Source organism: Acinetobacter sp. BSP-28 (assembly GCF_044130285.1).
GTDB lineage: Bacteria > Pseudomonadota > Gammaproteobacteria > Pseudomonadales > Moraxellaceae > Acinetobacter.
On sequence record NZ_JBIQOB010000011.1, the window covers coordinates 29,652 to 53,290 of the forward strand.

The following is a 23,639-nucleotide window of genomic DNA, read 5'->3' on the forward strand; positions in this document are numbered from 1 at the left end:
AAAAAGCGGCCTAATTAACTTAGAGCGTTAATTAACCGAAAGCCTTAACCTAAAGCGATCTGAACATCAACACCAGCTGCAAGATCTAACTTCATCAATGCATCAACAGTTTTATCTGTAGGTTGAACGATGTCGATCAAACGTTTGTAAGTGCGGATCTCGTATTGGTCACGCGCATCTTTGTTAACGTGTGGTGATGTTAAAACGTTGAAACGTTCGATGCGAGTAGGCATCGGGATTGGACCACAAACTTGTGCGCCAGTACGTTTTGCTGTTTCTACGATCTCTTGAGCTGATTGATCAATTAAACGGTGATCAAAAGACTTAAGACGGATACGAATTCTCTGGTTAGACATACCAGTTAACTCCAAGCCAAATATATAAAGAATCACTCTTGACGCATCTCACCCCACTTTAATGTGGGCAAGTGTCAAGAGCAGTGAATTATCACTAAGGTCATGATCGATGCCACGACTGTCACGATGTTAACTACTTTATTCGTAGTCAACCCCCTTTCATCAAAGGGTCGCCCATTATAGCGATTGTTTAACGCTTAAGCAAATCTCTTTTTCAATTTTTCCTCTTTTTTTCCGTTTATCCATTTAGTCTTTTGTTTAAAAATAAGTCAGCATGATGTTTTTTGTAAAACGTACTCTATTGCCTGGTTTAGTATTTGATTTCCTTTAATAAAATCACTTTTAGCCATACTTTTCAATTGACGTTCGGTTTGCACATATTGACCGGAAAAACTTTCCAGTTCTTGATCATTTTCTAAAAATAGTTGCAATACCTCTGGGGTTATTTCAGGATGAAATTGAAATCCCAAGACATTTTTTCCAATTTGATACATTTGATTGCGACAGACATCATTTTCTGCCAGATGAATAGCACCTTTAGGAATTTCAAAGGTTTCACTATGCCATTGCATTACCTTAAATTGCTCGGGTAACTCAAAACACGCTTCAGGCACATGCTTAACCTTACGCACCTCCGTCAAACCCAATTCCTGCTGTTCATTACGTCTGACCGCTGCCCCCAAAGCATTGGCGATCAGTTGCCCACCCAAACACAAGCCAATCGCAGGTTTACCCATAGACAAATAACGTCTGATCCAGCGTTTTTCTATTTTTAACCAGGGATAGTTGGCTTCATCATTGACACTCATGGTCCCGCCCATGATGATGAGTAAATCGACATCTTCCACTTGCGGTAAAGCCTCAATATCCAGTGGTCGATCTACGGGTAAGGCAAAAAATTCCGTTGCACTAATTTTAGCGTGGTGCTGTTTTAAAAATTGATAACAACTGCCGAAGCCTTCACCGGCAATATGCTGAAAATAATGTACTTTTAAATGCGACTTCATGCGCCTCCGCCTATTGTTCTAGCTCTGTTATAGGTTTAGCAAGAATGAAGCCAACTTTATGTATGCGTTAACGTTTCTATACATTTTGGCATTTATATAGCCTAATAGATGTGTTTCTCTTAAGCTAAGACTAATTTTGATACGACTTAGAGCAACACCTTGAAAAAAAACTCACAAACAGCACTCATTCATGCACCACGAAAAGCCCCACAATATATTTCTACCGTCCAACCTCCCCTGTTTCGTGCATCAACCATTATTTTTAACAACACCGATGCACTGTTTAATCGCCACTGGACCGATGACTATGATTATAGTTATGGCACCCACGGCACGCCTACAACGTTTACTTTAGGCGACAACATTGCCCAGATCGAAGGTGGACAATATTGCTTACTTGCACCGAGCGGTTTATCAGCCATTAACCTGGTGAATTCCTGTTTTTTAAGCCAGGGAGATGAAGTGTGGGTGGCCGACAATATTTATGGGCCAAACATGGAACATTTGCGTAACTTAGAAAATCGTTACGGTATTGATGTCAAAGTTTATAACCCGATTGATGCAGAAACTTTCCAGCCCACAGATAAAGCCAAACTCATTTGGTTAGAAGCAGCAGGTTCAGTCACTTTAGAATTTCCAGATTTGACTGGTCTGGTTAAAAAAGCCCAAGCTGCCAACATGCTGACCGCCCTAGACAATACATGGGGCGCAGGTCTGGCCTTTAATGCCTTTGATTTTGGTGATGAGCATTTAAGTGTCGATATAACTGTGCATGCACTGACCAAATATCCAAGTGGCGGCGGTGACATCTTGATGGGCTCTGTGGTGACCCGGGATAAAAAACTGCATCACCAATTATTCCGTATGCATGCCATTCAAGGCATTAGCGTGTCAGGTGACGATGTGGCACAGGTACAGCGCAGTCTGGCATCAATGCAAGTGCGTTATCAGCATCAATCTCAAAGCTGCTTAACACTATTGAATTGGCTCAAACAGCAACCTGAATTTGTACAGGTGCTACATCCTACCGATACTGAATCAGCAGGACATCAACATTGGAAAGAAATTTGCAAGGAAGAACACAGCGCAGGTCTGGTCAGTGTGATTTTTAAACCTGAATATACTTTAAAAAACATTCGAACATTCTGCGATGCACTGGAACTGTTTAAACTGGGCTTTAGCTGGGGCGGACCGGTCAGTCTGGTCATGCTGTACAATCTGAGAGATATGCGCGTGTTGCAACATACACATTTACAACAAGGTTTATTGGTTCGTTTTTGTATAGGACTGGAACATCCTGCAGATTTAATTCAAGATATAGAAAACGCATTAAAACAGCTGCCTACGCGACAACATGAATAAAATAGAATAGGAAAAAATATGGGTACACCAATCGTTATTGCCAAGAAAACCACCGATACACAACAAGAGATTATTTTACATTCCCAGTTTGCCAACCGTCATGGCTTGATTGCCGGGGCAACCGGAACAGGGAAAACCGTAACGTTAAAAGTATTGGCAGAAAATTTTTCCCGCATTGGTGTGCCAGTATTTTTAGCCGATGCCAAAGGCGATGTTTCCAGCCTGGCCAAAGCTGGTGAAAGCAACCCGAAGTTTGATGCACGCATCAAAAGCTTAAATATTGAATCAATTCCCTTTGCCGCCTTTCCTGTGGTGTTTTGGGATTTGTTCGGTGAGCAAGGCCATCCGATTCGTACCACAGTTTCTGAAATTGGCCCACTGTTACTGGCGCAAATACTGAACTTGAATGACACTCAGGAAGGTGTGCTTTCAGCTGTGTTCCGCATTGCCGATGATCAGGGTTTATTGCTGATTGATTTTAAAGACTTAAAATCGATGCTGACTTATGTCAGTGAACATGCAGCCGAATTTAAGGCGGAATATGGCAACCTGTCTCCAGCAAGTTTAGGGGCCATTCAACGCAATTTACTAGCACTGGCCGATCAGGGTGGAGACAAATTCTTTGGTGAGCCTGCATTAGACATCATGGATTTTATCCAAACTGACAGCCAGGGACGTGGCACCATCAATTTGTTGGCTGCCGATAAACTGATGAACACACCCAAGCTGTACGCCACTTTCCTACTATGGATGTTGTCTGAATTATTTGAGCAACTGCCTGAAGTAGGCGATATGGACAAACCAAAACTGGTGTTCTTCTTCGATGAAGCGCATCTACTATTTGACAATGCCAGCCCTGCGCTACAGGAAAAAATTGAACAGGTGGTGCGCCTGATTCGTTCCAAAGGTGTAGGGATTTATTTTGTCACGCAAAATCCGCTGGATTTACCTGAAAGCGTATTGGGTCAACTCGGTAATCGCGTGCAACATGCCCTGCGCGCCTTTACCCCCAAAGATCAAAAAGCGGTAAAGACCGCTGCTGATACTTTCCGTGCCAACCCTGAATTTAAGGTGGATCAGGCCATTACCGAACTAGCTGTTGGGGAAGCCCTGATTAGCTGTCTGGATGAGCAAGGCACACCGCAAATGGTCGAGCGTGGCTGGGTGATGCCTCCCTACTCTTCCTTTAGCCCGATTGCTCCTGAAGAACGTAAGGTGCTGATGAGCCAAAGCGTGATTGCTGGCATTTATGAACAAAGCCTGGATCGACAAAGTGCATTTGAAATGTTGCAACAGAAAGTTGAACAACGTCAGCAACAAACCATCGCAGATGAGCAAGCCAAGCTACAAGCCAAACAGCAAGCCAAAGAAGCAGAGGCTGTAGCCAAACAACAAGCACGTGAGCAAGAACGCTTGGCGCGCGAGCAACAAAAAGAGGCTGAACGCACAGCCAAACAGCGTGAAAAATTCACCCAGGATATTGTAGGAACTTTTGCCAAAAGTGCTGCACGCAGCCTGGGCGGCAGCACTGGACAGAAAATCGTGCGTGGTTTACTGGGTTCGCTATTTGGTAAACGATAATTCAATAATCTGATTAATAAGTAAAAAATTATAGGATATTTTTATTTCCCATAATTTTTTATGGTTTTTTAAGCCACCCTATTGTCAAAGCATTTTATAAGATGTATTTTAAATACATCTTATAAATAACCGCCATGAGAGATCAAACATGACTCCGCAGCAAATTGACCTAGTAAAAGCAACAGTTCCTGTACTCCGCGAAAATGGCGTAGCCTTGACTGGTTATTTTTATAACCGCATGTTGGGCAATAATCCAGATCTAAAAGAAACATTTAATATGGGGCACCAACGCAGTGGTGCACAGGCTCAAGCCTTGGCAGGTGCCGTGTTGGCTTATGCTGAAAACATTGAAGATCCTTCTGTGCTTTTACCTGTGGTTGAGTTAATCGCACACAAGCACGTCAGTCTGAACATTCAAGCACCTGATTACAATATTGTCGGTGAAAACCTATTACATTCAATCAGTGAAGTGTTAAGCATTTCAATGGATGACCCCCTGATTGGCGCTTGGGCCGCAGCCTATGGTCAACTGGCAGATCTGTTCATCAGCACTGAAAAAGCCATTTATGATCAACATCAACAAACCAAAGGTAGCTGGTTAGGCTGGCGTAACTTCAAGATTGCCAAGAAAGTAGTTGAAAGCGATGAAATCACTTCGTTCTATCTTCAACCTGTCGATGGCGGTGCATTGCCGAAATACGAAGCCGGTCAATATATTTCAGTGCGTGTTATCGTCGAAGAACTTGGCTTGAAACAACCTCGTCAATATACACTTTCAACCAGCCCGCAAGCGGATTACTTACGTATCTCGGTAAAACGTGAAGATCAAAAAGGCGATTTGGTACCAGGTTGGGTATCGAATACTTTACATGGCTTGCCAGAAGGTTCTGAAATTGAAGTTTCTGCACCGACAGGTAATTTCTACCTGATCGATCCAAATAAACGCAATGTCTTTATCAGTGGCGGTGTAGGCCTGACTCCAATGATTGCCATGCTAAATCAACTGGTGACTCTGGACATGCCACAACCTGTGACATTCATCCATGCCTGCCGTAGCAAACAGGTGCATGCGATGCATCAGCACATTCAGGATTTGAAAGCAAAATATCCACGCCTCAGTACATTTACCGCTTATGAATTCCCGCATGAAGGCGACAAGTTAGGTGAGGATTATGATGTTGCAGGTCGCCTGGACTTAAGCACCCTCGATAGCGCATTGTTACCAGTCAATGCAGACTACTACTTGTGTGGTCCAATGCCATTTATGGCTGAACAGCAAAAGGCGCTTGTTGCTCGCGGTATTCCTGCTGAAAATATTCACAGTGAAGCGTTTGGCACAGGTGGCGTCAAGCACTAACCTGCTCCGTCAGCATAAAATAAAGAGAGGGTTAGTCTGGTTATGCTAGACTAACCTTAATTTTTACTCAAAAACATCAGTATTATCATGCAACTGAATAAATTTACTGACTATGCCCTGCGCATTTTAATGTATATCGCCCAACCGCGGGATATGCCTTATACCATTGCAGAAATTGCTCAGGACCTGCATGTGTCAAAAAACCATTTAGTGAAAATTGTGCACTTTATGGGCAAACAGAACTGGCTGATTACCACGCGTGGCAAAGGCGGCGGTATTGGACTCAACCCTGAGGCTCTTGAACTGAACCTCGGTCAAATCGTGCGTATCCTGCAAGGCGAAAACCAGATTGTCGAATGCAATACCCCACCCTGCGTACTGCGTTCCCAGTGTGGACTAAAAGGTATTTTAGATCAGGCTTTGGAACAGTTTTATCTTAGTCTGGATCAATACATCCTGGCTCAGGTTTTAAATACTTCTCCTGCGGCCAAGTACACTACCCAGTCTCCGATCCAGATGATCAATCTTTAATTCCCTGTCTTTAGCTTGCAAAGTTCGCTTGACCGAACGACTTCCTTTATAATGTTCGCTTGTAGATCATTTATTGAAGTTGAGTTATGCATCACAGCAGAGGAAAATCCAAAAACAGTAAGACAGCCCATGCGCCTAAGCAAAAGATCAGCTATGAGAAAAAAGTTGATCCTGCCATTACTGAGTACTCTGTTCGCGCATTGAACTGGTTGCGTAAAGCCGAATTCTTAATGAGTGCGCCCAAGCTAAACCTTTGTGTTGAAGATACAGGCTATGAAGTTGCTTTTGCCGGGCGTTCGAATGCGGGTAAATCCAGTGCCATCAATGCCCTAACCAACCAGAAACAGTTGGCACGAGCCTCTAAAAAGCCAGGCCGTACCCAAATGATCAACTTCTTCAGCCTCGGCAATCCAGACCAGCGTCTGGTCGATTTGCCAGGTTATGGTTATGCAGCCGTACCTGAAGCAATGAAAATTGTCTGGCAAAAAGAACTTGAAAACTATCTGATTCATCGTCAGAGCTTGCAAGGTTTAGTGCTGCTGATGGATATTCGCCATCCGCTGCAACATTTTGATGTGATGATGCTGGAATGGGCATATTCACGTAAATTGTTCGTCCATGTCTTGCTGACCAAATCAGACAAACTGAATCGTGGACCGGCATCGAAAGCCTTGCAGGAAGTCAAAGCAGCATTGAAAAAGATGAAGCTTGATTTCTCCATTCAATTGTTCTCGTCGCTCAACAAGCAGGGCCTAGAAGAACTGGCCAGTGTGATGGGTGGCCGTTTGAACTTTACCCTTGAGCAATCAACACAATTTGATCTGGACAGCATTCCTGCAGCCAGTGCCAGTGATCTGGATGAACCTTTCGAATCTTTAGATGTTGTAGAGGAAGAATGTGAAACCGAAATTGCCGAAGATACGACTGATGAGAGCCGACAAGCTGATTGATAGGGTCTGATTGATCTAGATTGTCCGACAAAAATCATCATCAATTGATATTCCCGTGTCCTGTATTGCTAATCACAATGCAGGACATTTTTTTCATACTGATCTTTAACGCACGTGCAGCACTGCACGGTAAAACAATAAGGACTGTATGATGAAGCTTTTCTCCCGTTTAAAAAATTCCAAACTCGGCTCATCCATTGCCTATCATATTCATCCGCGTAAAGTAAAATTCGAGTGGCAAGACACCCCGATTGACTGGATTCCAAATCAACCCTATGTCAGCTATTTCATCAATGAAATTAATATGATTTTGCCTGCCGGCGAATTCTGGTTCTGTCGATTGTATAACAAAGTTTTGCCGCAAATTAGCGATGAAAAACTAAAACAGGATGTACAAGCCTTTGTTCGTCAGGAAGCCATGCATGCTCAGGCACATAACTCAGCCAATAAAGAATATTTAACTGTGCGCAACATTGATATCCAGCGCAATCTGGATGTGATGAATTTCCTGTTCACCAAATTACTTGCCGATCAGCCTTTAGGTTTAAAAGTCCCTAAACTGCTTGAACATCAATGGGACCTGTTCCGTCTCGGCATTATCGCCACTGTGGAACACATGACCTGCGTACTGGGGAAATATACCTTGTACAATCAGGAATGGGAAAAACTGGGCGCTGATCCGGCCATGCTGGACCTGATTAAATGGCACGGCGCAGAAGAAATTGAACACCGTACTGTAGCCTTTGATTTGTATCGCCATTTAGGTGGCGGTTATATTGCCCGTTATTATTTAAGCGTGATTGTAATTGTGGCGGTGATTGGTTTATGGGTCGATGGTACCGCTCATCTGCTGAAGCAGGATCCGCGTTTTCAATCTATCCGCCCTGCCGTGTACAAACCATGGATCTGGCGCGAATGGTATGCTATTGCCCAAGGTGACAATAATTTAATGCCCAGTCCATTTTGGCTGGTTTCGCAACAACTGGGTTATTTGATGCCGTGGTACGACCCACTGCATGAAGCCAAAACTGAAGATGCAATTGCTTACCTGAATCGTTCCCCAGCTGCCAAACGTGCAGCCAAACTGAAAGTAGCCTAGTCCTTTTCATTCTTCATTTGAGACTGAAATTTCTGTATACAATTTACCCACAGTAGGGCTTTATGCCCTGCTTTTTTTTTGTTCTAAGATAAAAGCATAGGAAACAACAATAAGGATAACCATATGCAAGCACGGATTTCAGTCATTACTCTTGGGGTACGCGATCTGGAAAAATCATTACAGTTTTATCGTGAAGGTTTGGGCCTACACTGTGAAGGAATCACGGGGCAGGAATTTGAACATGGCGCTGTGGCATTCATTGAACTGCAGTCAGGTCTGAAACTGGCGTTATGGCCACAAAGCAGCATTCAGCATGATACCGGACTAGCACCAAGCGAAATGTGTCCGACTCAAATGACCTTGGGGCAAAATGTCTATAGTCCGCTGGAAGTCGATCAGGTCATGGCTCAGGCAGCACATGCTGGCGCCAGAATTATTAAACCCGCACAGGCCACTTTTTACGGCGGCTATGCGGGTTATTTTCAAGATCCCGATGGTTATGTCTGGGAAATTGTGTTTAATCCCAGCTGGGAAATGGATTAATCAACTTGCGGTTCACGGCTATAACGATCCACCACCACACTGATCATCATATCTCCCTGAACATTGACCACGGTACGCACGGTATCCAGCAAACGGTCGATCGGCAGCAAGATTGCAATGGCTTCTGCCGGCAGGCCAACCGATTGCAAGACCATAATCATGGTCACCATACCTGCACTTGGAATACCTGGTGCACCTAGGGAAGCAATCATGGCGGTTGCGCAAACGATCAGTTGCTGACCAATGCTCAAATCCAGCCCCATCAGGTTGGCAATAAAAAGTGCTGCAGCAGCTTCATATAGCGCTGTACCATCCATATTGAGCTGAGTGCCCAAAGGAATGACAAAGCCTGCGGTTTGTGGACGCACCTTTAAATTTTCCTGTGCGCATTTCAGCGACAAGGGCATGGTTGCCGAACTGGAGCTGGTGGCAAATGCAGTAATCAGCGCGGCCCGTGTACCTTTAAAGAAAGTGATCGGACTCATCTTACCAAAAATCCATAGCAGCAATGGCAATACCACCGCACCATGAAAAATGGTGGTTCCTGTCACTACAGCTGCAAACTCGGCCAGACGGCTGAGTACTGAAATGTCTTCGGTTGAAATCAGTTTTGCCAGTAAAGCAAAAATACCGAGCGGTGCCAGTTTCATCACCCAGCTAATCATCATCATCATGATGTCAAAAAATTGCAGGCTTAATTTACGTACGCTGCGGAAATTTTCTCCGCCTTTCACCAGTGCAACCCCGATAAACAAGGCAAATACCACTACAGCCAGCACATTACCTTCAGCAAAGGCTTTAAAGGGATTGATCAGGGTATTTTGAATAAAATTGGTAAAGAAGGAGGATGGCGTTAAGGTATCGGGCGTTTGATGACTGTTCATGGCGTCCTGAAACATCACAATATCTACGCCCTTACCCACATTAAACAGATGGGCACAGCTCAGACCTAAAATCAGCGCCAAAGTGGTGGTGGTCACACAGCACAGCAGGGTAATTTTCCAGACCCGACCTAGCTGTCCACCGGCCTGCAAGTTCGAAACCCCCACCACAATTGAACTGAAAATGAGCGGGATGAGCAGCATTTTCAACAAACCGATAAAAATGCTGCTGGCTAAGCCCAATCCATAAAGACTGATATCAAAAAACTGAGTATGGGGAAATAGATTTAACAGAAACCCAAATGCCACGCCTAAAATCGCAGCAATCAATATTTGTGTATTTAAGCTCATCACGACATGCTTTTTATCATTAAGTCCTGTCAGGCACTATGCCATGCCCTATTTTGAGAATCGAGGAATTTTTTGTCACAAGTTCAGCATAAATCGATCAAAGCCAGTGGCTCACTTTGTCTGAATCAACAATACTTTGATGAACTGATGGCATAAAATCTGCTTATTGATAGACACTCATCCAGCCAATAATTAAAAGAGCACAACTATGAAAAAAATTATGGTAATTATCGCCCTGCTGTTCAGCATCTCTGCAGCTTTTGCACATCCAGGTCATGGCTGCCACAAAGATGTATCGGAAGACATTCCCCGCTGCCACTAAAATAACCTCATAAAAAACCGGACAGCAGATCCGGTTTTTTATGGCCTTTCAGTCCTTATTGGGTTTCGATTTCACGTAAGCGGATCAAACCTTCCTGAGTGGTACTGCAGACCAGCTCACCATTTTGCCACATGCGGCCAAAATTCAGTCCGCGCGAACTGGCACTAATGGTGGCTTCCATATCGTAAAGCATCCACTCATCAACACGGAATGGTTTATGGAAATACATGGCGTGGTCAATGCTGGCACATTGCAGACTCGGAGAAATATAACTTAAACCATGTGGACGTAAAGCCGTGGTCATTAAGGTAAAGTCTGAATAGAAAGCGGCAATAGCCTGATGCAATGAAATTTCATCGACCTTTTGGGCAATCTGACCATGGGTTCGAATATAATGTGCATAAGAAGGTGCTTCAGGCTGAGGCTGGAACGGATTTTGTGGATTGATCGGACGAATGTCCACATGACGGTCACGCATAAAACTGGCACGCACATTTTCCGGCACGAATTCAACCAGCTGTGCTTTAAGCTCTGCTTCACTTTTCAGGTCTTCAACCGCAGGATATTCCGGCTCTGAAATCTGGTAATTCAGGCCTTCTTCCGGATTGGCAAATGAAATCATAGCGGTAAAAATCGTCCGTCCATGCTGAATGGCACGCACCTGACGACTGACAAAGCTCTTACCATCACGCAAACGGTCTACTTCATAAATGATCGGTGCGTTGACATCGCCCCCATATAAAAAGTAGGCATGCAAGGAATGTGCAGGACGATCTGCGGTATAAGATGCTGCACGTAATGCCTGTCCCAACACCTGCCCACCAAAGACACGCTTGCCTACCAGGTTACGGCTTTGACCTCGGTAAATATTTTCTTCAATTTTTTCAAGGCTCAGTAATTCAACCAGTTCTTGGGTTAAGGCATTCATAAGCGACCTGTTTTAATGTGGGATACCTAAAATGTAGGCGAAAATTTTTAATCAATCAGCTAAGCTATTATATCTATTCTGCCACAAATTCCGACTAAAGCCCTAAAGTTCGACTGACTGGCCTGTCACGCGATTTGTGCTGAATATTCGCTAAAAATACGATTTTTAACGATAAAATTTAACACTCGATATGCATTTTGTCAGAAAATGACATATTGTTTTAAATTACAATGATGCAAAACTGTTCCCCCTCAGAAAATCTGTGGTTTCGGTCATTTAAGTAGGAGTATGTATGTCCAAGAGTGGCTTTGGTCAAATCTATCGTCAGCTTTCCAGTAAGCTGCTTGACCTGGTGGTAACCCCACATGTTCTTGGTGAGGTTCCTACTGAACCGACAACTACAGAAGTAAATCCCCAGACAGAGCAACCCGTTCAGCAAAAAGTGGTGTGCTATGTATTACAAAATTACTCGCGTAGTAATGCGCTAATTGTTGATGGTGAAACGCGCCGTCTGAAACTGTCACCAGCATTAGATCCGCTGGTGGTGGGTGATCACAAGGAAAAAGCATCTGTGCTGTTCTTGCAGCATCATGATGAAAACAATTTACTCAATCCCCCGCCACATGCCTTTCCTCCGCGCTTATTGCGTCTGATCGACATTCTGGAACATCACCCTCAGGTTGATATTGAGCTGATTCCGGTTACCGTATTGTGGGGACGTTCGCCAGACAAGGAAGATTCATGGCTGAAACTGCTATTTACCGATACCTGGGCAACGCCAGGTACTGTTAAGCAGTTGGTGAATATTGGCCTGCATGGTCGTCAATCTTATCTGGAATTCCATCAAGGCCAGTCTTTACGCCAACTGATCGAATTTGCCAAACAGACGCATCCGAACCTGTCACCTGCGACTTATATCCTCAATAAATTAAACAACTATTTAGATGGTCAGCGTGAAGTCGTACTTGGCCCGGATCTTTCAGACCGTCGCAATGTGATGCATTCATTGATCAAAGCCAGCGATGTTCAGGATGCCATCCGCCGTGAAAGCATCCGTGGCAAAATCAGCATGATTGAAGCTGAACGTCGTGCCATTGGTTATTTAAACGAAATCGTATCTGACTATTCACATTCAGCCGTGCGTTTTGCCGATATGGCGCTGACCCGTTTATGGACCCAGCTCTATGACGGCGTTGAAGTGCATAACTTCAGTACCGTGCGTGAACTGGCCAAAGACTACGAGATTATCTATACCCCCTGCCACCGCAGTCACATCGACTATTTATTACTGTCTTATGTGATTTACAAACGCGGCATGATGGTACCGTACATTGCCGCGGGTGATAATTTAAACATGCCTTTTGTCGGACAATTATTGCGTGGTGGCGGTGCATTCTTTATTCGCCGTACTTTCCGCGGTAATGGTCTATATACTACTGTCTTTAAAGAATATCTTTTCAATATTCTGTCCCGTAACACGCCCCTGGAATACTTTATTGAAGGCGGCCGTTCGCGCACAGGACGTTTACTGCCAGCCAAAACCGGCATGCTGGCCATGACCGTTCACGGACATTTACGTGGTCGTTCTAAACCGATCGTGTTTGTACCGACGTATATTGGCTACGAACGCCTGATGGAAGGTGCTACTTATGTCGGCGAAATGAACGGTAAAGACAAAGAGTCCGAATCGATCATGGGGATTGTAAAAACCCTGCGCAAAATCGAACGTATCTTTGGCCAGGTGCATGTGAACTTTGGTGAGCCGGTATTCCTCGATGACATGCTGAAACAGCATGGTGCGGAAAATATTAAAATTGCCAAGAATGATGATCCGATTCCGCAAGAAGTGTCTGATACAGTAAACAGTGCTGCGCATGCGATTCTGGAAAACATTAACCGTGCCGTGGTAATCAATCCGGTATCGCTGCTTTCGCTAATTCTATTGGCTACGCCTAAACATACGCTGGATGAAGAAATCTGCATCAAGCAACTGGATGCCTACCGTAAGTTATTGACTGCATTGCCTTATGACGCACGTACTCAGGTGACACCGCTTTCAGGCAAGGAAATTATTGCCTACGGTTTGAAACTGAAACTGATTAAACGCGTGAAGCACGTCTTAGGCGATATTATTGCCATTGAAGATAATCAGGCGGTATTGTTGACTTATTTCCGCAATAACATTTTGCATGCCTTTGTGTTGCCATCGCTGATTGCTGCACTGGTAGAACATAACGGTTCAATTCGCCGTGGTGATTTGATCAATGTGATTCGCACGCTTTATCCATTCCTAAAAGCGGAATTGTTCCTGAAATGGAAAGATGAAGAGCTGAAGGATCAGATTTGTGCTTATGCAGAAGCCCTGATTCAGGCCAAACTGATTGCTGAAGATAGCGAGGGCAACCTGCTTTCCCCTGCACCAAACACGGAAGATCACAACCAGCTGGTGGTGCTTGCTGCCCCTGTGATGCAGAGTCTGGAACGTTACTACATGACCCTGGCTTTAATCACCCAGCGTGGTTCAGGCAATATCTCTACCCGTCAGGTGGAAGAGCTGAGTCATCTGGTTGGTCAACGTTTGTCGGTACTGTATGAGTTCAACTCACCGGAGTTCTTTGATAAATCGCTGTTCCAGAGTTTTATTAAAGTGCTGACTCAGCAAGGTTATATTCGTAACAATGAAGATAATGCCATTGTGTTTGATGAGAACTTCCAGAACGTGGCTCAGTATGCCAACCTGGTGCTGGATGATGTGACTTTGCAGATGCTTCAGCACATTACCGCCTTCAGCGATGAAGAGTTAAAAGAAGCTTTGGATGCCGTTGCAGCGCAACAGGCGAAACGTCGTTTAAAACGGAAGAAGAAATAGTTTTCTTTAAGCTCCTTCTCTTGCACCATATATGGCTCAGGGAGAAGGTTGGGATGAGGGTGAATTAAAGCTCAATATTTGATGATTTAAAAAAACCACCTCTCCCTAACCCTCTCCTAAAAGGAGAGGGAACTTTTTAGGCTAATAACTTTTTATAATCCCCAAAACAATCCTCATGCTCTAGCTGAAATCCACTTTTCCTCATCCGTGTAGCAAAGATCCGTTTACCCGTTTCCGTTTGACTATCTACAACCAGTTCAGGCAAATTCATTTGCCTCTGAAACCACTGAATCACTTCATGTAAAGGCAGAGGCTGATTATTCGTGACAATATAGGACGGTTCTGGATGTTCCACGTGAATCAATTGTGCCAGGAAGCGCGCCAGATCATCAATATGAATCCGGTTAGACCAGTGAATTTGAGGATAGCTTTGAATCGTTTTGGCCAGCTTGATCATCCTCGCCACAGATGTGCCATAAATCCCAGTCGGACGAATGATGATGCATTGATTCGGGAAAGCCTGCTGATAGAGCTGCTCCATCTTCCAGAGTAATCTACCCTGCTCATCCACAGGTTGAATAACAGATTCATCATCAATCCGCTCACCCGCATTTTCACCATAAACCCGAGTTGACGACACCACCACAATTTTTTGCACTGGATGGGACTTTAAGGCTTGACCAATCGGAGCAACCGAATCGACATAAGTCTGTTGATAGCCTTCCACAGTACTTTGTGACGGTGACAATAAAACATAGACCCAATCTATGGGTAGAAGATGCGTTAAATTCAGCTGATGCACATCCTGAATCAGATGAGTCGCATAGTGATCGATTTTCGGACTTTGGCTGATTGTGGTAATTTGGTGCCCTTGCTGAAATAATTGTTTAGCAACCCGGGTAGATGTTTTACCATAACCTATAAATAATATATGCATTAAGCACCTGATGATTTAACTCAAGTTGAGGGCAAATGGCTGCAGTCCATCAATTACAAGGGGTAGGAACTGCCTCTGCTGCATTACTGGAAAAACTGAATATTTTTACGACAGATGATTTGCTGTTTCATCTACCACGTGATTATGAAGATCGTAGCACGATCATCCCCATGAACCAATTGGTCGTGGGGCGCAGTTATTTGCTGGAAGGTATTGTTAAAGGGATCGATTTTCCACCCGGCAAACGCAAATCCATGGCTGTACAGCTACAGGATGATTTCGGCAAAGTCACCTTGCGTTTTTACCATGTCTATAAAGCCCTGACCGATCGTGCCAAAGTCGGCAATCAGCTACGCATCTTTGGTGAAGTGCGTGTCGGTGCACGTGGTCTGGAACTGTATCATCCTGAAATTCAGTTGATTACCGAACATACGCCCTTACCTAAAACCCAGCTCACCGCCATTTATCCAGCGACCGAAGGCTTAACTCAGCCCAAGCTACGTGAATATGTCAAACAGGCATTGAAGCAGCATAGTGATGACCTACCCGAATTATTGCCGGAAAAATTCACCAACGGTTATGCACTGAAACAGGCACTTGAATATATTCATGAACCGCCACTGAATGCCAATATGCTACAGCTGGCGCAAGGTTCTCATCCGGCCCAGCAGCGACTGATTTTTGAAGAACTGGTGGCACATCAGATTAGTCTACTATCACGACGTGCCTATATTCAGCAGATTGCAGCCCCTTCTTTTAGCCCAAGTAAAAATTTTGCCAAGCAGTTATTGGCTGGCTTGCCTTTTGAAATGACCGGTGCACAAAAACGGGTCTCTAAAGAAATTATGCAGGACTTAAAACAGAACAAGCCGATGCTGCGTCTGGTTCAGGGTGATGTGGGTGCCGGTAAAACCCTGGTGGCTGGGGTTGCCGCCTGTCATGCGCTGGAAGAGGGTTGGCAAGTGGCGTTGATGGCACCGACGGAAATTCTGGCCGAACAGCATTATCTGAACTTTAAAAAATGGTTTGAACCACTAGGACTGAATGTATCCTGGCTTTCAGGCAAGCAAAAAGGCAAGGCTCGCGCAGCTGCAGAGCAAACCATTAAACAAGGCACTGCCAATCTGGTGGTGGGTACCCATGCCCTGTTTCAGGAAAATGTCGAATTCAGCAAACTCGGTCTGGTGATTATTGATGAGCAGCATCGCTTTGGGGTCGATCAGCGTCTGGCACTGCGCAACAAAGGTGCCCACAACATGACGCCGCATCAACTGGTGATGACTGCTACCCCGATTCCGCGCACACTCGCCATGTCAGCTTATGGCGACCTGGACACCTCGGTGATTGACGAACTTCCGCCAGGCCGTACCCCAATTCAGACCGTCACCATTCCTTTGGACCGCCGTGAGGAAGTACTACAGCGTATTGCTACCAATTGCAGCGAAGGCAAACAAGCTTATTGGGTGTGTACTCTAGTAGAACAGTCGGAAACGCTGGATGCTCAAGCAGCAGAAGCAACTTTCCAAGAAATTAAAGAACGCTTTCCACAGCTCAACATCGGTCTGGTGCATGGCAAAATGAAAGCCGATGAAAAGCAGGCCGTGATGCAGCAATTTAAAGACAATCAATTACAACTCCTGATTGCCACCACAGTGATTGAAGTCGGTGTGGATGTACCAAATGCCTCCATCATGGTGATTGAAAATGCTGAACGTCTGGGACTTTCACAGCTGCATCAGCTACGTGGTCGTGTCGGTCGAGGTGCAACTGCCAGTTTCTGTGCCCTGCTATATAAAAATCCGCTTTCGCAAAATGGCCAGGAACGGCTGCGGATTATGCGTGAAACCAATGACGGTTTTATCATTGCAGAAAAGGATCTGGAAATTCGCGGTCCGGGCGAGTTACTCGGCACAAAACAAACCGGTGACATGGGCTTTCGCGTGGCCAAGTTAGAACGTGACGATCATTTGCTGAATCAGGCGCATTATGTCGCGCAGCAAATTCTCAAAGATTATCCTAAAAATGCAGAGGCTTTACTGAAACGCTGGTTACCTGAAGCGCCACGCTATGCCTATGTTTAGAGCATGATTTCAAAAATAGATTTGATAAGACATATAAAATAACAGCTCAAGTCAGGTATTTATTATAGTGTCAGCAGCATGGATGCTGCCGTTCTTGAAGCTAACGCCAAACTGTGCAAAATAAATGTTAAATAAAAAGAAGAAGAAAACATGCTGCAATTGATCAATCCCTTACTTCACAAAGCAATCCAAAGCCTTTCTCCATGCGTACTTTGTGGTATAGACCGACAACAATATCATTCACTCTGTACAGATTGCTGGCAGCAATTACCTTGGTTTAAACAGACCATTCAACGACAGGAAATGGATATTCAGGTGGCCTTTCATTATGCCTATCCGGTGGACCGTATTATTCAAAAATACAAATATGAACAACAGCTGCATTTTCAAAACCTGCTTGCTGGCTCACTGATCGAACTCCGACTTCCCAAAATTCAGGCCATAGTGCCAATGCCCATTTCCAGTCAACGTTTGGCAGAACGCGGCTATAATCAGTCTTTGGTGGTTGCAAAGATTTTGGCAAAACATCTGAATATTCCAGTATGGCAACCCGTTGCACGATTGGCTCAACACTCGCAAAAAGGTTTGAGCCGTGTCGAACGGCTTGACCAGATTGAACAGCAATTCGTGATCACAGCAAATCCCAAAGTCCGTTACCGTAAAGTGCTGATGCTGGATGATGTGGTCACTACAGGCAGTTCCTTGCATGCCTTAAAACAAAAACTTGAAGCATTAGGCTGTCAAAAGATTTATGCAGCCTGTATTGCGAGTGCAAAGATTTAACGATAGGAAAGGAAACCCTACTGATTCCCCTTTATTCCCTTGCGGAAGCGGATTCTCATTCTTGAGCGAAAGAATGATTTATCAATCAGGACAGAACGCTTTCTGCTAAAAACCGCTTCACCCAAGGCATGACAATTTCAGTGGTCAGCGGCGCAAGTTGAGTACGCTGATCATCTAAATCAACCCACTTCATCTCGGCAATTTCAGCATCAATTTTCGGGGCGTGATCTAAAGTCACATGATAAAGATAGCTCACCAGCTGATGATCTGGCTCATTAGCGGTGGCGGTTTCAAAACGTCCGATAAACTGTTCAATTGAGGCCTGGCAACCAATTTCTTCCTGAATTTCACGCAGCATGGTGTTTTCAGGTGGTTCATTGGGTTCCAGCTTTCCACCCACCTGCATAAAGCAGGAAGTATTGCGTTTACGCACCACTAAAAGTTGCTGTTGATCATTTAAAATAATGGCTGCCGCCACTGTAATCACTTTCATCTTTATTTCACCAATGCTTGCTGATCGGCTATGCCCCATTTCGGTTGTGGTGCCTGAAAAGCATCAAATCGCTGCAAAATTTCTTCAATGGAGTCAGATGCAATAATACTGTCCGCAAAGCGTGGATGAGTAAAACCTTTTACTGTCGTAAACTGAATAAACTTGAGTAAATCATCATAAAAACCGGCCACATTTAGAAATGCACAGGGTTTTAAATGAATGCCCAATTGTGCCCAAGTCCATTGCTCAAAAATCTCTTCCAGCGTCCCGGCACCGCCAGGTAATGCAATAAAGGCATCAGACAGTTCCGACATCTTGGTTTTGCGTTCATGCATATTGGCCACCACATGCAATTCGGTTAAATGCGGATGAGCCAGCTCACGATCTACCAATACACCTGGAATGACACCAATGACTTTGCCGCCAGCTTGTAAAGCACTATCAGCCACTACTCCCATCAAGCCAGAACGACCGCCACCATAGACCAGTGTTTTACCTTGTTCGGCGATGGTCTGCCCCATTTTTTGCGCGGTGTCTAAAAAAATGGAATCCGTCCCAATAGAAGAGCCGCAAAAAATTGCGATTGATTTCGTCATTTTTTCACCATGTTTTGAAGATGTCATACTAATAAAGTAAATTTTCAGGAGATTTTTTAATAAAAAAGCGCTTGAATCAGTGTTTTTATTCAATTCCTTGTCTAAAATACACCCATCAATTAATCCATACTGCGCAAGGGAGAAAAGACAGCATGCTTGAAGCCTTTTACGCCACAGAGCGCGGTAGCCTTGAAGATGCCACCATTAATGGTGGTTTTGATCTTCACCCGGATTTAGTGTGGATTGACCTCATTGCCCCATCACAAGAAGAACAACAATGGGTATTGGATGCTTATGAACAAAATTTACCCACACTAAAATCCTTGGAAGATATTTCATCATCGGCACGATTTTACCGTGATGATGACGGTATTTTACATATCAGCACCTACTTTTTAACTAAAAATAAAAATTTTCAGGTCGATGGCGAAACTGATGACGATTCAAGCATTCTAGCAACCGTACAAACGGTGGCTTTTATTCTGCATAAAGAACACCTGTTTACCCTGCGCGGTGAAAAACTGGTGGCATTCCGTGCCTTTCGTGCCCGTGCCCGTCGCAATGACTATGAAATTGACTATAAAGATCCGACTTGGGTTTTATTGGGGTTACTGGAAGCCAAGCTGGATGAGCTTGCGGATATCCTGGAAGATATCCACAAAGATCTGGAAAAGTATTCCACAGAAGTACTGAATAACCGTCATCGTGAACAGATTCTCGATCTGGATGACATGATTACCCGTTTGGCACAATTAGAAGACATGCTTGGAAAAGCCCAGTTGTGTTTAATTGATTTACGTCGTGTCCTGACTTTCCTGTCCCGTCCACGTGCTTTAGGCAGTCATATTTACGATGCTGATATTCGAGAACTCAGCGAAGACGTTCGGTCTTTGGTAGAACATGATGCCTTCCTGTTCCAGAAGGTTCGATTCTTGCTCGATACCACCTCCGGATTCATTAATACCGAACAGAACGATACCATCCGTCGATTCTCGATCTTGCCAAGTATGCTTGCACCGCCGATGCTGGTTGCCAGTGTCTATGGCATGAATACCGATGTGCTGCCTTTTGCCCGAGGAACCACCAGCTTTATTATGGTCAGCGTTATTTTAGTGGCTTTCTTTATTGGACCACTGGCCTATTTCCGCTGGCGGAAATGGATTTAAGCGAGCTTTGAAGCACTGCTTCAAAGCGAAGCGCAAGAAACGCTCCGGATTTGATAAATGCCTATTTGCAGACAATAAAAAAGCACCTTACGGTGCTTTTTTATATGTTTAGGCAATCAGCTGCAGATCATCTTGCAAGTGACAGGCCTGAATGATTTTCATCATCTTCTCAGGTACTGCTTTAAACTGCAAACCCTGAGCTTTCGGTGTCTGACGTAACCAGCGCACCAGTACCGCCAGTGCCAGCGTACTGCTCTGTTCCAGCTGTGCCAGATTGACCACCACAGGAAACTGATTCTGTGCTTGAATCAGTTTCAAGCCTTGCTGGTAATAGCTTTCAGCATTTACATAATCTATTTTGCCAGAAACCTGCAATTCCTGATGAATGAATTGAATCACTGAACACCCTTCTCGGTTATTTTTTATCTATAGATGCATCTGGTTCAAAGTTCGCAATCGCTTTATCGATATTGCCACCATTACGTTTTACCGTTGCAGCAAACTGATTACGGAACTGTAAACCTAAATCAATACCAGCCACATTGATATTACGTACTTTCCATTGATTGCCTTTATCCACCAACTGGAAAGATACTGGGGTTTTTTCACCCTTATTGTTGAAATCAATCGTAACCACAGGGTTTTTGCTATTGGTTTCTTTATATGGACGCAGGCTATAAGTCTGGTTGGTATATTTAGCAAAAGCTGTACCGTAATTCTCGATTAAAGTTTCACGGAAATTGTGTTCAAACTTGGCACGCTGAGCAGCCGTACTGTACTGATTTGTAGCATAGGTTCCCATCACCAGACGGGTAAAGGCTTGTGAATCAATATAAGGATCCAGGTTTTGACGCACAATCGCTTTCACTGCAGCAGGATTGTTTTGCAATTTTCCCTGATCTGCTTTTAAACGGCTAATCAGACCATCTGCTACTTTTTTCACAAAAGCTGGTGGCGTTTCAGTGGGTTGTGCAAAAGCAGAACTTGCCATCATTGTTGATAAAACACTTATGCTAAGTGTATGTTTAAGTAAGGTATTCACTAAATTCTCCTCTCAAAATTATTCAACAAATGAAGTTTGCGCATCTTCTGTCGATTCAGTTGATGTTTTTTCTTCTGCCGCTTTAGCTGATGACTTGCCCGCACCGCCAGTAATGAATTTACTGATCAGATCTTCAAGATCCATAGTACCTTGGGTATTGGGAATGCTTTCACCACGTTTGATATAGTTCAAGCCACCGCCTGGTACCACTTTCAAATATTTTTCACCCAATAAACCATTGGTCGCAACCATAATGTAAGCATCTTCATCGATACTGGTGATGGAGTTCATGTTATCGGTGAGTTGCTTTTCCATTTCTTTTTGTTTCACAGGATCTGCTTCGCTGTATTCTGTGCTATAGCGCAATTCTTCTAAAGCATTGGCTTTCACTTTTTTCAGCTGCTCTTGATTGAAAGAAGTTAACTTTCCATCCAGGTCAAAATGCACTGTTGCCAAACGTGATACCGGATCAAGGGTAATATCGGTAACACGACCAATAGTCACGCCACTCATGGTAACTTTGGCACGCGGTTTTAGACCATTCACATTATCAAAACTTGCCGTCATGCTATAGCTATCACGCAGGTTCGTCCCTACCAAGCCACTCACTTTCATAGCCAGAAAAAATAATGCAATACCTGTAATAATGACAAAAATACCTACGGCCAGCTCACTTGCACGTGATTTCATTAAACACCTCCAAACATGACCGCAGTCAACACAAAATCAGAACCTAAAACACATAATGAGGAATACACCACTGTTCGGGTAGTCGATGTCGCAATCCCCTCTGATGTAGGCACACAGGCATAGCCTTGATATACCGCAATCCAGGTACAAAGCAATGCAAAAACCAGGCTTTTAATAATGGTGCCGTTGAAAATATCTTTATAGAACTGCACGCTATTTTGCATGCCACTCCAGAAGGAACCTTCATCTACCCCTAAAAAATCGACACCCACCATTTTACCGCCCATGATGCCAATGGCACCAAAAATGATCGATAACATCGGCAGACTGACAATCCCTGCCCATAAACGCGGTGAAACGATACGTTTGAGTGGGTCGACCCCAATCATTTCCATACTGGCCAGCTGCTCTGTCGCTTTCATCAAGCCAATTTCAGCCGTTAAAGCCGAACCGGCACGCCCTGCAAACAGTAATGCCGCTACCACAGGAGCCAACTCTCTTAATAAAGTTAAAGACACCATGGTGCCCAACATAGCTTCTGAGCCGATATTGACCAAAATAGAATAGCCTTGTAAGCCCAATACCAAACCAATAAATAAACCCGATACGGCAATAATCAGTAAAGACATCACGCCAACACGGTACATTTGGTAAATAAACAGTTTGACCCCAAGCCAGGTCGGCATGGAAAACAGGATTTGCAGCAACATCTGGGTTGCCACACCAATACCCTGCACACGTTCAATGACGCGCTTACCTAATGAGGCAATAGCATTCATGAATGCACCTCATCACTTAAATAAGCCTTATGGCTAAATTGATAATCGACAGGACCTTCGGCAGCACCGGTTAAGAACTGACGGACAAATGCCGATTCATGCTGTTTTAATTCAGCAGGCGTTCCCTCCCCCTGAATCACACCCTCAGCAATAATATAGATGTAATCGGCAATCGATAAGGTTTCCCCCACATCATGCGACACAATAATCGTGGTTAAATCCAGAGCTTCACGCAGGGTACGAATTAAACGCGTAAGTACGCCTTTTACAATTGGGTCTTGGCCCGCAAAAGGTTCATCATACATGATCAGTTCCGGATCTAGCGCAATTGCACGCGCCAGGGCCACACGACGGTTCATCCCGCCTGACAGCTCTGCAGGCATGAGCTTTTCAGTACCGCGCAAGCCTACCGATTCCAGTTTAAGTGCCACCAGCTCGGCAATCAGATGTTCAGAAAGCTGGGTATGCGCACGCAATGGAAAAGCCACATTTTCATAGACGCTCATATCGGTAAACAAGGCACCACTTTGAAACAGCATGCCCATACGTGCACGTGCAGCAAATAATTCCTGGCGCGACATATGTGCAATACTTTTGCCGTCCAATAGAATTTCACCGTGCTCTGGTGCCAATTGGCCACCAATCAAGCGGAGCAAAGTCGTTTTTCCTGTACCTGAAGGTCCCATAATCGCGGTAATCTGACCACGCCGAATTTTTAAACTGACATTATCGAAAATGACACGTTTCCCTCGTTTAAAGCTCAAATCATTGACTTCAATCCAAGATTGAGCTTGTTGAGGTATTTGATTATTCATAGCTGAGGGTTTTCCTGCATTTTTTTCAGCATGCATACTATAAAGGATTCAGATTTAAAATGTTACCTTTAGATAAAAAGCAACCGGATTACCATTATTTTTAATTTTTTTAATTATAGT

At 44.3% G+C, this 23,639-nt stretch carries 23 protein-coding genes; 11 read left to right on the forward strand and 12 right to left on the reverse strand.

What is annotated here, in order from left to right; all coding sequences use genetic code 11:
• Window positions 1-44 precede the first annotated feature (44 nt).
• Both rpsJ and ACE01R_RS09715 read right to left on the reverse strand, forming a co-directional pair.
• Entirely contained in the window at window positions 45-356 is a 312-nt protein-coding gene (gene rpsJ, locus ACE01R_RS09710; RefSeq protein WP_000070912.1) for a 30S ribosomal protein S10, read from the reverse strand.
• A gap of 269 nt (window positions 357-625) precedes the next feature.
• Window positions 626-1,363, reverse strand: coding sequence for a type 1 glutamine amidotransferase (locus ACE01R_RS09715; RefSeq protein WP_395550806.1), 738 nt, complete (start codon window positions 1,361-1,363; stop codon window positions 626-628).
• A gap of 159 nt (window positions 1,364-1,522) precedes the next feature.
• On the opposite strand from ACE01R_RS09715, the gene ACE01R_RS09720 reads away from it, so the two are divergent.
• From ACE01R_RS09720 to ACE01R_RS09750, 7 genes are all read left to right on the forward strand, one after another.
• Complete coding sequence (locus ACE01R_RS09720) at window positions 1,523-2,725, forward strand: PLP-dependent transferase (RefSeq protein WP_395550807.1); 1,203 nt, start codon at window positions 1,523-1,525, stop codon at window positions 2,723-2,725.
• A gap of 18 nt (window positions 2,726-2,743) precedes the next feature.
• Window positions 2,744-4,306 carry a helicase HerA-like domain-containing protein gene (locus ACE01R_RS09725; protein WP_395550808.1) on the forward strand — a complete coding sequence of 521 codons (1,563 nt, stop codon included), beginning with the start codon at window positions 2,744-2,746 and terminating at the stop codon, window positions 4,304-4,306.
• A gap of 148 nt (window positions 4,307-4,454) precedes the next feature.
• Window positions 4,455-5,663 (forward strand): NO-inducible flavohemoprotein, encoded by a 1,209-nt coding sequence (gene hmpA, locus ACE01R_RS09730; RefSeq protein ID WP_395550809.1) that lies wholly within the window; start codon window positions 4,455-4,457, stop codon window positions 5,661-5,663.
• Window positions 5,664-5,750: 87 nt separating this feature from the next.
• On the forward strand, window positions 5,751-6,194 hold the full coding sequence (locus ACE01R_RS09735) for an RrF2 family transcriptional regulator (RefSeq protein WP_395550810.1): 444 nt from the start codon (window positions 5,751-5,753) through the stop codon (window positions 6,192-6,194).
• 86 nt (window positions 6,195-6,280) lie between these two features.
• Window positions 6,281-7,144 carry a ribosome biogenesis GTP-binding protein YihA/YsxC gene (gene yihA / locus ACE01R_RS09740; protein ID WP_395550811.1) on the forward strand — a complete coding sequence of 288 codons (864 nt, stop codon included), beginning with the start codon at window positions 6,281-6,283 and terminating at the stop codon, window positions 7,142-7,144.
• A 151-nt stretch (window positions 7,145-7,295) separates the two neighbouring features.
• The gene (locus tag ACE01R_RS09745) at window positions 7,296-8,243 is read left to right on the forward strand and encodes a metal-dependent hydrolase (protein ID WP_395550912.1); all 948 of its coding nucleotides are present in this window, start codon (window positions 7,296-7,298) and stop codon (window positions 8,241-8,243) included.
• 123 nt (window positions 8,244-8,366) lie between these two features.
• Window positions 8,367-8,786: a VOC family protein gene (locus ACE01R_RS09750; RefSeq protein ID WP_395550812.1), complete on the forward strand. Its 420-nt coding sequence runs from the start codon at window positions 8,367-8,369 to the stop codon at window positions 8,784-8,786.
• Here the strand turns inward: ACE01R_RS09750 and ACE01R_RS09755 are convergent.
• Complete coding sequence (locus ACE01R_RS09755) at window positions 8,783-10,018, reverse strand: dicarboxylate/amino acid:cation symporter (RefSeq protein ID WP_395550813.1); 1,236 nt, start codon at window positions 10,016-10,018, stop codon at window positions 8,783-8,785. The two genes, ACE01R_RS09750 and ACE01R_RS09755, sit on opposite strands and share 4 nt — an antisense overlap.
• 377 nt (window positions 10,019-10,395) lie before the next feature.
• Complete coding sequence (locus ACE01R_RS09760; RefSeq protein ID WP_395550814.1) at window positions 10,396-11,268, reverse strand: acyl-CoA thioesterase; 873 nt, start codon at window positions 11,266-11,268, stop codon at window positions 10,396-10,398.
• A 292-nt stretch (window positions 11,269-11,560) separates the two neighbouring features.
• Between ACE01R_RS09760 and plsB the strand changes: the two genes are divergently transcribed.
• Complete coding sequence (gene plsB / locus ACE01R_RS09765) at window positions 11,561-14,137, forward strand: glycerol-3-phosphate 1-O-acyltransferase PlsB (RefSeq protein WP_395550815.1); 2,577 nt, start codon at window positions 11,561-11,563, stop codon at window positions 14,135-14,137.
• A 136-nt stretch (window positions 14,138-14,273) separates the two neighbouring features.
• On the opposite strand, the gene ACE01R_RS09770 is transcribed toward plsB, so the two are convergent.
• Window positions 14,274-15,074 carry an SDR family NAD(P)-dependent oxidoreductase gene (locus ACE01R_RS09770; protein ID WP_395550816.1) on the reverse strand — a complete coding sequence of 267 codons (801 nt, stop codon included), beginning with the start codon at window positions 15,072-15,074 and terminating at the stop codon, window positions 14,274-14,276.
• Between the two features lie 35 nt (window positions 15,075-15,109).
• Between ACE01R_RS09770 and recG the strand changes: the two genes are divergently transcribed.
• Window positions 15,110-17,155, forward strand: coding sequence for an ATP-dependent DNA helicase RecG (gene recG / locus ACE01R_RS09775; protein ID WP_395550817.1), 2,046 nt, complete (start codon window positions 15,110-15,112; stop codon window positions 17,153-17,155).
• Window positions 17,156-17,305: 150 nt separating this feature from the next.
• Complete coding sequence (locus tag ACE01R_RS09780) at window positions 17,306-17,938, forward strand: ComF family protein (protein ID WP_395550818.1); 633 nt, start codon at window positions 17,306-17,308, stop codon at window positions 17,936-17,938.
• 85 nt (window positions 17,939-18,023) lie between these two features.
• On the opposite strand, the gene ACE01R_RS09785 is transcribed toward ACE01R_RS09780, so the two are convergent.
• Together ACE01R_RS09785 and ACE01R_RS09790 are read right to left on the reverse strand one after the other, a co-directional pair.
• Window positions 18,024-18,431, reverse strand: coding sequence for an NUDIX domain-containing protein (locus tag ACE01R_RS09785; protein ID WP_395550819.1), 408 nt, complete (start codon window positions 18,429-18,431; stop codon window positions 18,024-18,026).
• Between the two features lie 2 nt (window positions 18,432-18,433).
• Window positions 18,434-19,027 carry a TIGR00730 family Rossman fold protein gene (locus ACE01R_RS09790; protein WP_395550820.1) on the reverse strand — a complete coding sequence of 198 codons (594 nt, stop codon included), beginning with the start codon at window positions 19,025-19,027 and terminating at the stop codon, window positions 18,434-18,436.
• 152 nt (window positions 19,028-19,179) lie between these two features.
• Between ACE01R_RS09790 and ACE01R_RS09795 the strand changes: the two genes are divergently transcribed.
• Window positions 19,180-20,193: a CorA family divalent cation transporter gene (locus tag ACE01R_RS09795; protein ID WP_395550821.1), complete on the forward strand. Its 1,014-nt coding sequence runs from the start codon at window positions 19,180-19,182 to the stop codon at window positions 20,191-20,193.
• Window positions 20,194-20,301: 108 nt separating this feature from the next.
• Here the strand turns inward: ACE01R_RS09795 and ACE01R_RS09800 are convergent, their stop codons facing one another.
• Genes ACE01R_RS09800 through ACE01R_RS09820 form a run of 5 tightly spaced genes read right to left on the reverse strand, consistent with a single transcriptional unit; the run spans window position 20,302 to window position 23,519 of the window.
• Window positions 20,302-20,592: a lipid asymmetry maintenance protein MlaB gene (locus tag ACE01R_RS09800; protein ID WP_395550822.1), complete on the reverse strand. Its 291-nt coding sequence runs from the start codon at window positions 20,590-20,592 to the stop codon at window positions 20,302-20,304.
• A 16-nt stretch (window positions 20,593-20,608) separates the two neighbouring features.
• Window positions 20,609-21,235, reverse strand: a complete 627-nt coding sequence (locus ACE01R_RS09805; RefSeq protein WP_395550823.1) for a phospholipid-binding protein MlaC — start codon at window positions 21,233-21,235, stop codon at window positions 20,609-20,611.
• A gap of 18 nt (window positions 21,236-21,253) precedes the next feature.
• Window positions 21,254-21,925, reverse strand: coding sequence for an outer membrane lipid asymmetry maintenance protein MlaD (locus ACE01R_RS09810; RefSeq protein WP_395550824.1), 672 nt, complete (start codon window positions 21,923-21,925; stop codon window positions 21,254-21,256).
• Entirely contained in the window at window positions 21,925-22,704 is a 780-nt protein-coding gene (mlaE, locus tag ACE01R_RS09815) for a lipid asymmetry maintenance ABC transporter permease subunit MlaE (protein ID WP_092820732.1), read from the reverse strand. Before mlaE ends, ACE01R_RS09810 begins: the two co-directional genes overlap by 1 nt.
• Complete coding sequence (locus ACE01R_RS09820) at window positions 22,701-23,519, reverse strand: ABC transporter ATP-binding protein (RefSeq protein ID WP_395550825.1); 819 nt, start codon at window positions 23,517-23,519, stop codon at window positions 22,701-22,703. The genes mlaE and ACE01R_RS09820 overlap by 4 nt, the downstream gene beginning before the upstream one ends.
• Window positions 23,520-23,639 lie beyond the last annotated feature (120 nt).